A 15,644-nucleotide genomic window follows, 5' to 3' on the forward strand; every position below is an offset into this window, starting at 1 on the left:
CATGTGTTCGCACATCCCGAACCGGGGAGAACAGATGGTGCGTTATTACGGATACTACAGCAACGTCTCCCGGGGCAAAAGGCAGAAGGAAGGCATTGACGATGCCGTCCCCTGCATTCTCGAATCACAGGGGGATGAAAAAACCTTCCGGCGGAACTGGGCGCGATTGATTCAGAAAATATACGAAGTCGATCCCCTCATCTGCCCGAAGTGTCAGGGCGCCATGCGGGTCATCGGCAGCATCGAGGATCCATCGGTGATCCGCGCCATTCTCGAACACCTGGGGTTATGGCTGGCAAGAGCCAGGCCGCCGCCAAAAGCTCACGCCCCGTCAATTCGGGAATACGCCGCTTGCGATCTCCAACTTCAAACACACGCTGATACCATATACGGCGACCCCGAATACTCCTGGGATGCCTATATTCATGCATAACGCCTCATCAAAAAAGGCGTGCAGGAGAGGTTTGCCTGGATTGTGCTCATAAATGCCCTCTTGCCGGGTGACTCGACAAAAAAGTGAGACCATTTCCCAAAAGAGCGGCCGCCGATCCACCTTCCTCCTAAAATCGCATCGCCAGCCCCTGTTTTTCGATGCAACACGATGCAAAATACCCCTTGACAAGCAAAAATAGCCCCCCTATACTCCCAACATGAAAAAGGAAATTCTTATCCCAAAGGCAAAGCACAACCTCAATCGGTGTATGAAGTTTTTGAAAAAGATCCAATTCAAATTAAGGAGGGAAAAGCGGCCACTAAAAGGATGTTTGAGGAGGCTCTGGCCAACTACCATTTAAAAAATATTGATGTTTCCCAAAAAATGTTACAGAAATGCCTCAAGCATAATCCCTTAGACATGCCCGCTCAAATTTATTTGGACCGGTGTAAGGCATTCATCCGAACTGGTGTACATGAAAGCACTGGTGAATTAGCTCATGCAGTTAAATGGGATGAAGATTTTAAGTTTGGAGTACCTGAGATTGATGACCAGCATCACGCGCTCTTTTCTCAGTGCAACAAACTGTTGGATGCTCTCCGTACGAATCGTGAAATAGAAGAAGTAAACGAAGCCATCACGTTTCTTGATACATATGTGATCAGCCATTTTCACGACGAAGAGAATTTAATGGAAGAATACAAATATCATTTTACTGATTTTCAGAAATGGCAACACGCTAAATTTTCAGAGTATTTTAATAGTCTCAAACAGGAAATCCGTGAACTTGATGATAGCAACAGGTACTTTATCCTCTTACGAGTTCAGCTTCTTGTTGTGGATTGGTTGGTCAATCATACATTGAAGCTTGATACGCACCTTGGCCGCTTTATAAAAAGAAAGTCACGCTCTATCTCCCGAAATTACCGTTCCGCTTTTTGAAAGGCAGTATTTGACCGTTAGTTTTTACTTTTATCATAATTTTTCGGTTATCGTTGCCCAGCCACTCAGCTTTTCATTGTTCGTCGTATTACAACAAAATGAAAGGAGGATAAGAGACCCAAATCCACCGCCTAAAAAAAGATATGGATATTTGGCTTATCTGAAGGAGCATTTTTTCGGAAATTTCAGAAAAATCTCCGGATATTACGGTAGCCTTATGGAATCATTGCTGATTGGCCATTTTTAAGCGTACCTCTCCCTTGATAGACAATTTTGCTTTCTTTTTTCTTACTTTTCAGCTTATCCAGCAGGAACAGGCTGAAGCATTGCAATTTTCTCGCGGGCATTAATCAACAACTCCATCGCCGGATTGTTTTTGGTTAACCGGATTATTAAATTGCGGGAACGTGTTACCACACGTCCCGGAAGATTAATAAAGAAAAACCGAATGGCTTTCATTCTCTTTGATACACAGGAAACTCCCATCGCCAGCCTCTTAATTATCGCATTCAAATTAAGCGCCAATATCATTATCCACCACCACGCAGCGTTTTCACCAAAATCGTCTGACGGCAATTTGCCTCCGGCCAGATCATCTTTCATTACTGCATGAACTTCTTCGCTTTTACCGCATCTTTCATGCAGCCAGTGTATTAGTCTTTCACCTTCCCAATCCATATTTGTAACCATACCAAACACCTTGTAACTTTGGCTTTTAATATCCATCGTCGGAAATGGAAGCTTTATCTGAGAGTCCATACCCGGCAGTTCCTCCTGCTTGGCCAAGGCTTCCCGCTTTGCGAGATATCTATATGCAGGGCCTTTCTTGCTGTGACCAATCGCACTGGGAACATAGCAGACTTCCGCCCATTCCGTTCCGGTTGCGTACTTCTCGCCGTATGCAGTTTTATATATCGGCTTCCATTCCGACTCCTCAACCTGCGCAACAGCTTTCTTAAACTCTTGTGTCACATCACAACCTATGGCAAAGGCTATCACTCCAAAGCGACGGTTTTCTCCGGTCGCACAATATCTCAATAATTTGTGCTGATAACCGGCTGTGTCTGAACGTAATCTGACGGTCTTTACCTGCTCCGGTAAACAGTCCAGGGCCTCCTTGAATACCCGGAGTTGTTGAAAACCTGCCGGCACATTGCCGTCTCTAAATTCTGTATGCAAAATGATTCCCTGTTCAAACCACCATGTATTCAAAGGCTGATATGCCTTGTCTCCTTTGTAACTGAATAGTGCGTCTATCTTATTTGTGGATATAAGTGTGGCATCCATATCCAGGGTCGCTGTACTTTCAGTATTTTGAAAACTTAAAAATGCTGCCAGATCTTTATTAATCCCGGCAAAGCCTTGCAAATGCCCGTTTGGTGCAGGAATAAAAGCCCTGCCCGGTTGCCTTAGTTCTTCCTGCTCTATATTATGAAATTTTGCCAGATAACGAAAGATTGATGACGGAGAGGGAACTGTACGTGTTTTCTCTTTACGCCAGCGACGTAATAATGCTCTTTTTACTTTTCGCTTCAATCCATGCATTTCAGCTTTTTTCAGCACTTCACAAAATCCGTCGTCTGTCTCAAGTTTCTTTATATCATCAACACAATCTCCACCTGCAAGATTGAGCAGTACAAGAGATAGAACAACCTGACTGTCTGTCCAGCCCTGTCCGTTTTCTCGTATTTTTAAATGCTTTTGGATCGATTTGCTCAGACCTAACACTTTAATCAAATCCAGATATACCGGCAAACCTGCCAGAGCTGTCATTCCTGTTGTGTTTTTTTCAGTTTCATACTTGAAAGGAAGAATGCCTTGTGCCATAATGCTTACACCTCGTTGATGATAGTTTTTGTTTTGCTAACATACTCTATCACCCTGATTACTCAGGATCAACGAGGTTTTTTACTTTTTTTGATGGTGAATCAGGGGGAAGCAAAAAAATAAAAGAGAATTAGAAGAATTAAAAGGATTTTTTTAATCTTTCGGAAGGAAATGGAATTATATGGGACTTATACTCACAACATAACTATACTGACAACATAACTGCTATCTATCAAATAACAAGATATACAATTTACTTTACTGCATCATTGCCCAGACGATCGCGTAAATAATCGCCGGAATAAAATTTCCGATAGGTATCTTTTTGATATTCATAATGTTAACGCCGATTCCGAAGATAAGAATGCCACCGGTGGCAGTTAACGCGTTTAATACATGGGGGTCATTGAGAAAGAGAAGGGACGAAGCGAGAAGAGTGATCGCCCCCTGAACGATGAAGACCGGGAGGGCTGAAAAAGCGACACCAATACCGAGAGTCGACGCAAAGGCCATAGACGCAAAGCCGTCGAGAAGCGCCTTGATATAGAGAGTACTCGCATCTCCCACTGTTCCATCTTGAATCGGGCCGATTATGACCAGCACACCGGTCAGATACAGGACTGATGCTGTCACGAACCCCTCAACAAACGTAGACGAATCTGATCGAAATTTCCGTTTAAGCAATTCACCGAGTTTTTCAATCCACGTTTCTATTCTTAACAGTTCGCCGGTAATTGCACCGAGTACCACGCATCCGATAGCTGCGATAAGGTTCTCCCCGGTTAGAGCCATCTGTAGCCCGACGACGATAACGGAAAGCCCGAGAGCATTCATGATTATCGACCTGATCCGTCCTGAAAGATACTTTCCTCCGGCAACACCAATCATGCTGCCGGCGATAATAGTTCCACTATTGACAATTGTTCCGATCACTTTGGTTTCCTTATGAAAAAAGGGGGCAAGTCTTATCTTGGATCATCTTTTTTTATTCCCATAAATTGCACACAGTAAATCAATATCACAACTTCTTTGCAATTTCTAAAACAGTTTTAACATACACGGAACTGTTATTGTATCTTCTTAGCACCCTTTCGTTTTCTTTATTGTGAAGGCCCTTTTTCCAGCCGTGCCCTTTCAGATAGCTTACAACGGAGACGATCGCATCGGGGATGTAGAAGAGATCTACGGTTTCGCTGCTGTCCCCGTCATGGCCCCATCTGATATAACTCGTCGGCAGAAACTGCGGTATCCCAAACGCGCCGGCATAGCTTCCCCGGAGCTCATATATATTTATATCCATGTCCCTTTTCATTTTAAGAAGAGCCGCAATCTCCCCCCTGGCCCACCTTGCTTTATTATGAAGGCGCTTCAGGTTTTTACTCCCTGAAGAGGCCCTCCCAAAAGTTTTTTCCATATCTTTTCGCCGCATCCCATGATTATCAAGTATAATCGATGCATATACCGACATTATATTGTCATCTCCAAGACATCCACCGAGGCTCGTTTCAACGAGCAGGATCGCCACTATTATCTCTTTGTCCACCCCGAAATCTCTGCTCGCATTGGCAAGCCTCGTCCTCCATCTTCTCGCAAATTTTCTGGCCATACCGATTGCAACGGGGCTTAGAAATTGCTCATAATTGACGGCATCTTCTCTGTTGATCACATTCCGCCTGGTTATCCCCGGCATGTATTTCAGCCTCGGGTCAGAAAAGACCTCTTTCAGATAGTCCTTATCAAAGCCCGTTTCTTGAAAGAGCCCTATGAGATAGTCTTTATCTTGCCCGCTGAGAGAACTCCCATAAGATAAGGCATGGCTTCCCTCAAAAATCAGAGTTATCCCCAGAAAACAAACTAAAACGCAAATCAGCTTTTTCAATTTCATACCTGAAAACGAAATTCCTGTTGGACACATTATTATGTTGGACAAAACACACATATGAAAAATTCCGGGAATATCCATGAATTTACGGATTATAAAACGCCCGTCTGGTTATCGGGGTGTTGGGTTGCAAAATGATATCAATAATGGTAGCGGAGCTGAGCTATATGGATGGCATCGGATGAAACTTTGTAAACGATTCTGTGTTCTTTGTTGATGCGACGCGACCAGTATCCTGAAAGTGCGTGTTTGAGCGGTTCGGGTTTGCCGATTCCTTCAAATGGATTGCGTTTGATCTCTTCGATGAGCGTGTTGATCCGCTGGAGGATTTTCTTGTCAGTTTTTTGCCAATACAGGTAATCCTCCCACGCATGATCGGAGAATATGAGCTTCAATATAAAAGCTCTCTTTCTGATCCTTGGCCCTCTTCGAGCTGGACGATCGATTCAATCAGGCGCCTGGTGTTTTTCGGAGAGCGCAACAGGTAAGCAGTTTCCTCGAGAGCCTCATAGTCCTCAAGAGAAATTATGACCACGGAATCGGTTGTCTTACGTGTAACAATAACCGGAGCATGATCTTTACAGACGTTTTCTATCGTTTTTGCAAGATTTTTCCGTGCGGCGGTATATGTAATAGCTTTCATTAGATATCTCCTGTACATGTACAAAATACTGTACATAACAGATCAGGTTGCGTCAAGACAAAAATTTCACGCCAAATTACTTTTTGATTCTCTTTTATAAAGGTTAAATATTATCCTTTAATGCACCCGACCGTTCTTAGTCTCGCCACCTTCCTGGAAAGTCCGGACTGATGGACTACTTCAACGACTTCTTCGATATCTTTGTACGCCTCGGGCATCTCTTCCTGAAGCGTCCCTTTCCCTGAGGCGATGACAATAATGCCCCTTTCCCCTATATCGGTTCTTCAGTTAGTGTTTATATTCCAGTTTTATATCACCCAATTCGACCATAGAGTTGTGTTCGACGTCTCCATAAAAATCAACAACTGTTTTTATTGGACCATGGATTTTACCCTCTGCCTTGAGTTCGTATTCATGGAGTGGAGCGTAAGCTTTTACGCCCTTAGCCTCGGGATGAATTTTCTCTTCAGGATTATAGCCGGCTCCCATACTCAGTCCCTCAGGTAGATCCCTGAACTTTTCCTTTAACTTTTCTCCAAGTTCCCTATTAAATGCCTTGTATGAAAAGTCAAAATGGGCATCGGTAATCTCCCTTACCGATACAATCTTTACCTTCAGCTCATCGATACGCCTGTCGATAGCTTTCTTCAGGAAATTATGTATCCCTGCACCAACAATAAGATGAACTTGTTCTCCTCTCACATGAAGCAGGCGCATGAGCTGTCCAAACTTGCTTTCATTTTCCACATGATGTTCTTCACCGAATATTGCCTCTCCTTGAATCCCGCTCCCTTCGAGATATCCAAGCACAAAACCTTTGATAATATCCAGGGACCCCTCAATAATGACTTCGCAGTATACTTTTATCATGACTCAAATTTACCCCTTAATGCACCCGACCGTTCTCAGTCTGGCCACCTTCCTGGAAAGTCCGGACTGATGGACTATATCAACTACTTCATCGATATCTTTGTACGCCTCGGGCATCTCTTCCTGAAGCGTTCCCTTCCCTGAAGCGATGACAATAATGCCCTTTTCTGCCATCTCCTTCCCGATAGACCTTCCCTTGCTCACCTTTGTCGCCCTGCTCCGGCTCATCACTCTACCCGCACCATGGCAGGTACTTCCAAAGGTCTCCTCAAAAGCTTTGTCCGTTCCCACCAGGACATACGAGCCCCTACCCATATCACCGGGTATCAGTACCGGCTGTCCTACCCCGCGATATTTTTCAGGAAGTGCGGGATGCCCCGGAGGGAATGCCCTGGTAGCCCCTTTCCGGTGGACACATAACTTTACATTCTTTCCATCTACGGGAAATTCTTCAATCTTTGCAATATTATGGCATACATCGTAGACCAGTCTCATGCCGATATCTGCTGGACTCATCCGAAGTGTTCTCTCAAACGTCTCTCGTGTCCAGTGCATCAACATCTGCCTGTTTGCCCAGGCATAGTTCGCCGCACAGGCCATGGCAGCCAGATAACCTCTCCCCTCATCTGAATCAAGATAGGCACAGGCCAACTGTCTGTCCGGCAGCGGCATGCCCAACTTTCCCAGATTCTTCACCATCCTGGCCAGGTAATCATCGCAGACCTGATGTCCAAAGCCACGTGATCCGCTATGTATGAACACACAAACCTGATCCTTCTCCAACCCGAAGGCAGACGCGACTTTTTCATCAAAAATCTCTTCTACAATCTCTATTTCAAGAAAATGGTTCCCCGAACCGAGTGTGCCAAGCTGTTGTTTCCCTCTTTCCAGCGCCCTGTCGCTCACTCTTTCCGGATCAGCGCCATCTATCTTTCCGCCATCCTCGGTACTTTCCAGATCTTCGGGAAAACCATACCCCTGATTCACAGCCCACCCGGCCCCTTTTTGGAGGACTTTCTTTTCCTCTTTTATGCTCAGCTTGAGGTCGCCCTTAGATCCGACACCGGAAGGGATATCCCGAAAAAGGGCCGAAACGAGACCAGACAAACGACCCTTGATGTCATCGAAATTGAGCTTCGTGGTCATCAGGCGAACCCCGCAGTTTATATCATACCCGACGCCACCGGGAGAGATGATGCCTTCATTTATATCGAATGCGGCAACTCCCCCTATAGGGAAGCCGTAACCCCAGTGCATATCGGGCATGGCAAGTGAATATTTGACAATACCGGGAAGGTGGGCAACATTGGCAACCTGTTTCGGGCTCTGATCCGCACCCATCTCCTTTATGAGCTTCTCGCTGGAATAGATCATTCCGGGCACACGCATTCCGCCAACCGAAGGGATTATCCAGCGAAATTCGTCAACTTTTTCGATCCTGATCTCAGACATCGAATATCACCCTTGCTTTCCATCCTTCCTTATTTTTTTCGACTTCTACCTGATGGTAGGTAACGGCCTTAATCTCCGTCTTAATACTGTGTCTTTCCGGATTAAAAGCCTCTCCCCTCACTTCTCCCACAAGATGGCGGCTGCTAATCTCACGAATGGAAAAATCTTTCAGTAACATCCCCTCCCCGTTCAACATGTAAAGAATTTCCCGAAGATAGTTAACGAAGAGGTCCTCCCGGTCACTGCCCCTGACAGAAACCCTCCGAACCTCTGAGGCATTTACATCATGAAGGTCAACAGTAAGATCAAAGATGGCAAATGCGGCATTAGAAAAAAGTTCCCTTTCATCCTTGCCGTATATCTCTAACCCCAGATCTGCTGTATGGTCAAAAACCTTATATCTTTTCATCAACGGAACTCTCCCGCCAAGGGAAGGAACCCAAGGAAAAAGTCCTTTCTAATCAGGACCCACGGTCTCTTTATCCGCCTCTATCCCATTGGTGTCCTCTTCCATCTCTTCCTCCACATCATTTTCTTCCCTCTCCGCTCTGGCGAGTCCGATCAGCTTTTCTCCCAGATCGAGTCCGATTAACTTAACCCCCTGAGTGCTCCTGTGTAATAGAGAAATTTCATCAACCTTCATCCGTATGATCTTTCCCGCATCACTGATCAATATCACATCCTCGTTTCCAACGACCTGCCTGATTCCCGACACACATCCGACCCTTGGAACCGTCTTCAGATTAATGATTCCCTTACCTCCTCTGGTCTGGGTTCTGTACTCGGTGACTTCCGTCCTTTTGCCGAAACCATGTTCCGAAATCGTTACAATCGAATTCCCGTTACCGAGAATCTCCATGCCGACAATTTCATCTTCTTTGTTCATTCTTATCCCGGTGACACCTCGCGCCGTTCTCCCACTGCTTCTGACGTCCGACTCTTTGAACCGTATCGCCTTCCCCTGTTTTGTGCCAAAAAATACATCCTGGGTGCCATCCGTCAGTTTCACGGCGATCAGCTCATCTCCCTCATCCAGGCTAATAGCAATAATGCCGCCCACTCTCGGATGAGAATAGGCAAGAAGATCCGTTTTTTTCGCGACCCCCTTCTTCGTTGCAAAAAATACAAATTTCCCTTCAACAAATTCCTTTACGGAAAGCACCGCTTCTACTCTCTCCTGGCTTGATAAGCCTATCAAATTAACAATGGCCTTCCCTTTGGCCGCTCGCCCCGCCTGCGGGATCTGGTGCACCTTGAGCCAGTGAACCCTTCCCGTATTAGTAAAGCACAAAACATAGCTGTGTGTGGAGGCAACAAATATACGCTCCACAAAATCATCTTCTTTCGTGCCCATACCAACCTTACCCTTGCCCCCTCTACGCTGGATCCTGTAGAGAGTTGCGGGATTTCTTTTGACGTAACCATGATGAGATATTGTCACCACCATATCTTCTTCCACGATTAAATCCTCAATATCAATATCTTCACTGGCTAAAACAATTTCCGTTCTTCTTTCATCTCCATACTTTTTCTTTATATCTTCCAGTTCCTCAATAATAATATTCAGGATTTTCTGCGGGTCTTCCAGTATCCCTTTTAACTTTGAAACCAATACCGAAATTTCATCATGTTCTTCGGCAATCTTGCTCTGTTCCAGGTTAGTCAATCTCTGTAACCTCATCTCCAGGATTGCCTTCACCTGAATATCGCTCAGACCAAACTCTTCCGAAAGTTTCTCTGCGGCTTCTTTAGGCGTGCTCGACGCCTTGATGATTGCAATAACATCATCAATGTTATTCAGGGCAATGATAAGCCCCTGAAGAATATGCAACCTCTCATTGGCCTTCTTCAATTCGAATACTGTTCTTTTGGTGATGATTTCTTGTCTGAATTCTACAAATCTCTCCAGGACTTCCTTGAGATTCAAAACTGCAGGCTGACCATTATCTATAGCAAGCATTATAATCCCGAAGGAGGTTTGGAGCTGAGTGTGTTTGTACAGCTGATTGAGAATAACGCCTGCCACTTCATCTCTCTTTAAATCAATGACTACTCTCATTCCTTCTCTATCCGATTCATCCCTCAGATCGGAAATCCCACTCACTTTTTTCTCTTTAACCAGATCTGATATTTTTTCAATGAGTTTCGCCTTGTTAACCATGTACGGAAGTTCCGTAATGACAATACTTTCCCGGTCACTCCTTGCATTCTTTTCAACAAGGACCCGCGCCCGCAACCTGATGATTCCTCTCCCCGTCTTATAGGCGGAAATGAAACCCTCCCTTCCGTTGATAAACCCTGCGGTAGGAAAATCGGGGCCTTGAATAAATCTCATAAGCCCCTCTACTTGAATATCGGGATCACGAATCAGGGCAATGGTTCCGTCTACCACTTCACCAAGGTTGTGCGGTGGTATATTCGTGGCAACACCAACGGCAATCCCTGATGTCCCGTTTAGAAGCAAGGTGGGTATCTTCGAGGGAAGAACTGTGGGTTCTTCGAGAGAATCATCATAGTTAGGTGTAAAACGAACGGTTTCCTTATCCAAATCAGCGAGAATCTCCTCGGCTATTCTTGACATGCGGATCTCCGTATACCTCATTGCTGCCGCTGAATCGCCATCAATAGAACCAAAATTTCCCTGACCGTCAACTAATAAGTGCCGCATGGAAAAATCCTGGGCCATTCGGACGATGGTATCGTAGACCGCCGAATCTCCGTGCGGGTGATACTTACCAATAATATCACCCACGATCCTTGCCGATTTTTTGTACGGTCTGTTCCACCGGTTTCCGAGCTCCGACATGGCATAGAGAACTCTGCGGTGAACCGGTTTAAGGCCGTCACGCACGTCAGGAATAGCACGCCCGATAATAACGCTCATCGCATAGTCCATATAGGACTTTTTCATTTCATCTTCTATATTGACCGGGACGGTCCGCTGATAAAGCTGATCCATTATAAATCAATCCTCCTCGTTACTGTTTCCAATTGTACCACGTAATTATACCAAGCTGCATCCATTTTTACTCTTGCAGACAGGCGAGGACACCCGTCGTGACCCCGGGGCAGGGGTCGGGCATCTCGCGCCTGACAGAGCAGTCTTTGAAAATGCACAGAGATCACTAACCCCGCAGTACATAGCGGGGTTAGCAAGCAAACATAAAAAGTTGTTTTTTTATATTTCTACTTTTTTATCATGAAAGTTTTCCGGCTTTTTCCTCAACCTGCCCGTTAAACCCTTTAGCATTAATTATAAATCTGTCATGGGTTCCTTTTGATATTTTATCAACTCCATCATCAGCACTCACGGAAAACTTTAACATTTTCCCCTTTATTTCTTCTAAAACCCCTTTTACTGTAATTGTAAAACCGGCCGGGGTTGCCGCCGTGTGTTTGATATCAAAACCAATTCCGACTGTCTGCTCATTGGGCCAGTCAATATGCTCATTAATAAACTTAATGCATGCAAACTCAAACAAGCCAATCAAAAAACCGGATGCAAAAACCTTCGGCATTATTTTTCCTTCAGAAAATTCAGGAAACAGAAAAGGAACTGTTTTATCTTCCGGCACCTTGTACTTAAACTCAAAATCCATACCCTCTTTTAAAGAATTCTCCATTTTTTCCTCCTTCTTTTTTTATTTAAGATATTACAAAAAATTCATTTTAAAGTGCTTTATCAAAAAACACCTTTTAAATGCTGAATTCCGGATAATTCCTGATTTGCAACAGTCAATTTTTAGTGGGAATTTTGAAGCTCCCCGCAACAAGTTGCGGGGAATCTCCGACTGTTAAGGAAAATTTTATTTTTTATTCGCTCGCTAACCCCGCCGCAAGCAGCGGGGAACGAAGTAATTCGAAGAATAATGCGCTCGCTGTTCAGTTCGACTTTTTATCGCTGTTTATATCAGGCTTTGAGAACCCGGGCATCCACCACCACCATCCCATCGGCATAAGCAAATACGGGATTTAAATCGATTTCCATGATATCCTCATGTTCTTCGGCAATACGGGCAAGCTTGAGAAGCCCTTCCACAAGGGCACTTTCATCGACAGGCGGTTTCCCTCGAAATCCAGTAAGCAAAGATGCTCCTTTAATCTCATGGAGCATTTCAAAGGCATCCTCAGAACTGAGCGGCAGTAAACGCAGTGACACATCCCTAAATAGTTCTACCGTTACCCCGCCAAGGCCAAAGATGATAACAGGGCCGAACTGTTCATCCCGGTTCATACCTATGATCACCTCTAATCCAGGGGATGCCATAGCACTGACCGTCGCACCGCTGATCCGAGCTTCAGGATGCTGGGCTTTGATTTGACTGATCATTTCAGAATATGCCGTTTTAACTTCCTCATCGGATTGCAGATTAAGCCTTACTCCCCCCACATCGGTCTTGTGCAAAAGGTCTTGTGAATCAACCTTCAGCGCTACGGGAAAACCAATCTTGTGTGCGACGTGCGCGGCTTCTTCAGCACTTTCGGCAAAACGGTTCGTAGTACATTGAAATCCCTCGGACTCTAAGAACTGCATGGATTCGTAAAAGCTAAGCACCTTCTTTCCTGATGCCTTGGGAAAGGTGGTCACGGCCGGCTTGACTTTGAGTTTTTTAGGGATTACCTGAGAAAGTGCCCGGATGCCTCGTTCAGGAGTCTGAAAGACCGGAACTCCTCTCCGATGCATTACCAATCTTTCCTCCCGTTCCACCTCGGCACCGCCAAGGTAGATAACCAGTTCATTCAGCCCCGGTTTCACCACATCGCAGGAACCCTCGACGGGATCTCCAAAGATTACCCCTAAGGTGTCGTAGTAAGGACGTGATAACTCGATTACCTGCCGGAACATCTCGGCATTGGCATCCCCCGTGAGATCCAGAGGATTGCTGCGAATAGCATGAGGCGGGACGACCCCTTCCAGTTTTTCGGCCAGCTCCGAAGGAAGAGGCGATACCACAAGCCCTTCCTTTTCTGCAGCATCGGTGGCGAGGATGGCCGCTCCACCGGATGTAGTTATAAAAAGAATGCGGTTGCCTTTTGGGGGCTTCAGGTAGGCAAAGGCTTTGGCAAAGTCATAAAACTCTTCCATGCTCTGGGCGCGGCACACACCGTATTTCTGAAAAAGGGAGTCATAGGTGGTATCAGCACCAGCAAGAGATTTGGTATGTGACTCCGCAGCCACCTTTCCACCGGGTGTCCTTCCCGATTTCAGAATTACCAGAGGTTTCGTCAAAGACTGTATGACTTTTTGAAAACGTATTGGATCTTTGACCCCTTCCAGGTATGCGGCAATAACTTTGGTATTGGGGTCGTTTTCAAAGTATTCAATCAAGTCGGTCTCATCCACATCGGCCCGGTTCCCCATACTTACAAAGCTTGAAACACCCAGCTCTTCGACGGAAAACCAATCCATCATGGCGGCGCCCACCGTGCCGCTCTGAGCGACCACCGCGACACCACCCTTAAATGTGAGAAGCGGCCACGACGCACACATCGGTTCATACGGATTATTAACCCCCTGGCAATTGGGTCCAATCAGGCGCACCCCGTAATCACGGGCCACTTTTGCCATCTCTTCCTGGAGTTTTTCTCCTTCCGGTCCGGCCTCGCTGAAACCTCCTGTAATAACAACTGCTGCTTTAACCCCTTTTTCGCCACAATCTTTGATGGTCTGGGGAACGAAACGTGCAGGGACGATTACCATTGCCATATCAACCGGATCGGGAATATCCTTGACGTTTTTAAAACACGGCAAATCCAGGATGCGCTCGCTCTTAGGGTTGATGGGATAGAGCACTCCCGGAAATCCGCCGTCCCGGAGATTTTTAAGGATTATATTCCCTATTTTAGCGGGACTATCCGAAGCACCAATCACGGCAATACTCTCCGGATGAAAAAACGCCTGCAAACCGTTTTGAACCATGGGACCCTCCTTCAAGGTAAAAGTTTTCGTTATATTTATCACACTTTGAGTGATAAGAGCTGATCTTCAATAACGGTATAATAGGAAAATGTCCGGCATGTGTCAATTATAAATCACACACTTTGATTCCTGGTTCATCCCGCACTAATCGCTGAGCTGAAAAATATAGGGATACCCCTTGAATTGTGAAAGGGTGCGATCCTGAACGGGCAGCTTTTCATGGGTTCCAATTATCAGAAATCCACCCTTGTCCAGACTACTTATTACCTTAAGAAAGGCAGGTTCCTTTATCTCCTGTCGATAATAGGTAAGAAGATTGTTTCTTAAAAAAATGGTCTGAAATTTTTCTTCAGGGGGCGGTCGTTTTACCAGATCATAAGCTTCCCATTTAATATCCTTTTTCAAATAATCAGCTATAAAATAGAGCGCCTTATCCTTAGAGGTACGGAAATAAGTGTTTTTGATCTCTTCTGGAACCCCTTTCAAGGTGCTTCCGATATAAGTCCCCTCCATTGCTTTATTCAGGTAATCAGGGTTAATATCAGTGGCCCACAGTTGAAGTTGTGGCAGTCTATCAAACCTGCTTTTGAGTTTATTCCACAATATTTTAAAACTGTAGACCTCCTGTCCCTGAGCGCAACCAGCCGACCAGACATTAATTTTCTTGCTGTTCCGTTTTATAACATCCGGGACAATTTCCTCTTCCAGAACCATCCATAATCGACGATCACGAAAAAAACGGCTTATCGAAACCGTTATCAGGAGCTCAGCCTCTTTTAAGGCTTCCGGATTATTGTCCAGAATATAAAAATATTCCTCCAGGTTTCGACAGCCAAGCCGCTGCATATGCCGGGCTGCACGCTTCTTTACCCCTTTTCTTACCTTACGGTAGCCCTTCCAGGAAAGATTAAATCGATCAAGTAGTTGACTAAACTGATGATCATCCATAAGATAACGTTATGATATTAAGTAAACTGCTATCATTTAAGGGTGAAACAGACTCTACTTTAACACAAAAATCATAACAGAACACTCCACGAATGAACACAAATCTTAAAATAAAAAACCTGAGGATTATTTTATGGTTATCAGTTGCTATATATACCTTATCCCTTCCCTATGCCATTGTTGCATGTAACGTTATAGCACTTAGATGGTCTCCCGAATTTGCCGAATTTGTGCCCCGTCTAATACTTCTTGTGGCGGGAGCAGCTTATATTTTCTACTCGATAAAAGTTAAGCTTCCCTTTAAAAAAATGTCCCTTTTAATACCATGTGCTATTATTTCCTGCCTTATTATATACCTTGAGCCCAATCCTAATAAACATATACATATACCTGAATACGTGCTTATGACCTGGCTTTTGTTTGAAGCGATTCGAATTGATTACAAGGGTGCTGGTATCTTTCTGCTGGTATTTCTCTGCTCATCTTTCCTCGGGGTATTAGATGAAATTTTCCAGGGAATACACCCTCTTCGTTTTTATGGCTGGCAGGATATGATTATTAACTCTTCTTCAAGTTTCATCGGAATACTAAGCCTTATAGGTCTGAGGGAAGACCAGAAGAATTGGAACTGGATAAATCAATTAAAGAAGATGCGAGGATCACTTTTTGTTGTTCTTCTTGGCATTTTAAGTGCCGCAGTTAGCTGCTATATGTTATTTAAAGTTAA

The 15,644-nt window shown here is 44.9% G+C and carries 16 protein-coding genes; 3 read left to right on the forward strand and 13 right to left on the reverse strand.

Annotation, left to right across the window (positions count from 1 at the left end):
* Nucleotides 1-34 precede the first annotated feature (34 nt).
* Together Q7J27_01840 and Q7J27_01845 are read left to right on the forward strand one after the other, a co-directional pair.
* Nucleotides 35-433, forward strand: coding sequence for a hypothetical protein (locus tag Q7J27_01840; protein ID MDO9527880.1), 399 nt, complete (start codon nucleotides 35-37; stop codon nucleotides 431-433).
* Nucleotides 434-697: 264 nt separating this feature from the next.
* Nucleotides 698-1,375, forward strand: a complete 678-nt coding sequence (locus tag Q7J27_01845) for a hemerythrin family protein (protein ID MDO9527881.1) — start codon at nucleotides 698-700, stop codon at nucleotides 1,373-1,375.
* A 300-nt stretch (nucleotides 1,376-1,675) separates the two neighbouring features.
* On the opposite strand, the gene Q7J27_01850 is transcribed toward Q7J27_01845, so the two are convergent.
* The 13 genes from Q7J27_01850 to Q7J27_01910 all read right to left on the reverse strand — a co-directional run bounded on the left by Q7J27_01850 (nucleotide 1,676) and on the right by Q7J27_01910 (nucleotide 14,917).
* Complete coding sequence (locus tag Q7J27_01850) at nucleotides 1,676-3,202, reverse strand: IS1380 family transposase (protein MDO9527882.1); 1,527 nt, start codon at nucleotides 3,200-3,202, stop codon at nucleotides 1,676-1,678.
* A gap of 258 nt (nucleotides 3,203-3,460) precedes the next feature.
* Nucleotides 3,461-4,135, reverse strand: coding sequence for a DUF554 domain-containing protein (locus Q7J27_01855; GenBank protein ID MDO9527883.1), 675 nt, complete (start codon nucleotides 4,133-4,135; stop codon nucleotides 3,461-3,463).
* A gap of 85 nt (nucleotides 4,136-4,220) precedes the next feature.
* Nucleotides 4,221-5,087 carry a lytic murein transglycosylase gene (locus Q7J27_01860; GenBank protein MDO9527884.1) on the reverse strand — a complete coding sequence of 289 codons (867 nt, stop codon included), beginning with the start codon at nucleotides 5,085-5,087 and terminating at the stop codon, nucleotides 4,221-4,223.
* 137 nt (nucleotides 5,088-5,224) lie between these two features.
* On the reverse strand, nucleotides 5,225-5,479 hold the full coding sequence (locus tag Q7J27_01865; protein ID MDO9527885.1) for a Txe/YoeB family addiction module toxin: 255 nt from the start codon (nucleotides 5,477-5,479) through the stop codon (nucleotides 5,225-5,227).
* Entirely contained in the window at nucleotides 5,476-5,727 is a 252-nt protein-coding gene (locus Q7J27_01870; protein MDO9527886.1) for a type II toxin-antitoxin system prevent-host-death family antitoxin, read from the reverse strand. The genes Q7J27_01865 and Q7J27_01870 overlap by 4 nt, the downstream gene beginning before the upstream one ends.
* 110 nt (nucleotides 5,728-5,837) lie before the next feature.
* Nucleotides 5,838-6,002, reverse strand: coding sequence for an RtcB family protein (locus tag Q7J27_01875; GenBank protein MDO9527887.1), 165 nt, complete (start codon nucleotides 6,000-6,002; stop codon nucleotides 5,838-5,840).
* Between the two features lie 13 nt (nucleotides 6,003-6,015).
* A complete protein-coding gene (locus Q7J27_01880) occupies nucleotides 6,016-6,597 on the reverse strand; it encodes a hypothetical protein (GenBank protein MDO9527888.1) in 582 nt (193 codons plus the stop codon).
* Nucleotides 6,598-6,606: 9 nt separating this feature from the next.
* Nucleotides 6,607-8,049, reverse strand: coding sequence for an RtcB family protein (locus tag Q7J27_01885; GenBank protein ID MDO9527889.1), 1,443 nt, complete (start codon nucleotides 8,047-8,049; stop codon nucleotides 6,607-6,609).
* Nucleotides 8,042-8,458: an archease gene (locus tag Q7J27_01890; protein MDO9527890.1), complete on the reverse strand. Its 417-nt coding sequence runs from the start codon at nucleotides 8,456-8,458 to the stop codon at nucleotides 8,042-8,044. Before Q7J27_01890 ends, Q7J27_01885 begins: the two co-directional genes overlap by 8 nt.
* A 48-nt stretch (nucleotides 8,459-8,506) precedes the next feature.
* Entirely contained in the window at nucleotides 8,507-11,008 is a 2,502-nt protein-coding gene (gene gyrA, locus Q7J27_01895) for a DNA gyrase subunit A (protein MDO9527891.1), read from the reverse strand.
* A gap of 238 nt (nucleotides 11,009-11,246) precedes the next feature.
* Nucleotides 11,247-11,672, reverse strand: coding sequence for a thioesterase family protein (locus Q7J27_01900; protein ID MDO9527892.1), 426 nt, complete (start codon nucleotides 11,670-11,672; stop codon nucleotides 11,247-11,249).
* A gap of 287 nt (nucleotides 11,673-11,959) precedes the next feature.
* Complete coding sequence (locus tag Q7J27_01905; GenBank protein ID MDO9527893.1) at nucleotides 11,960-13,969, reverse strand: acetate--CoA ligase family protein; 2,010 nt, start codon at nucleotides 13,967-13,969, stop codon at nucleotides 11,960-11,962.
* Between the two features lie 144 nt (nucleotides 13,970-14,113).
* The gene (locus Q7J27_01910; GenBank protein ID MDO9527894.1) at nucleotides 14,114-14,917 is read right to left on the reverse strand and encodes a CheR family methyltransferase; all 804 of its coding nucleotides are present in this window, start codon (nucleotides 14,915-14,917) and stop codon (nucleotides 14,114-14,116) included.
* Between the two features lie 92 nt (nucleotides 14,918-15,009).
* On the opposite strand from Q7J27_01910, the gene Q7J27_01915 reads away from it, so the two are divergent.
* On the forward strand, nucleotides 15,010-15,644 hold a 635-nt coding region (locus Q7J27_01915; GenBank protein ID MDO9527895.1), incomplete at its 3' end, for a VanZ family protein.

Source organism: Syntrophales bacterium (assembly GCA_030655775.1).
In the GTDB taxonomy this organism is placed as follows: Bacteria; Desulfobacterota; Syntrophia; order Syntrophales; family JADFWA01; genus JAUSPI01.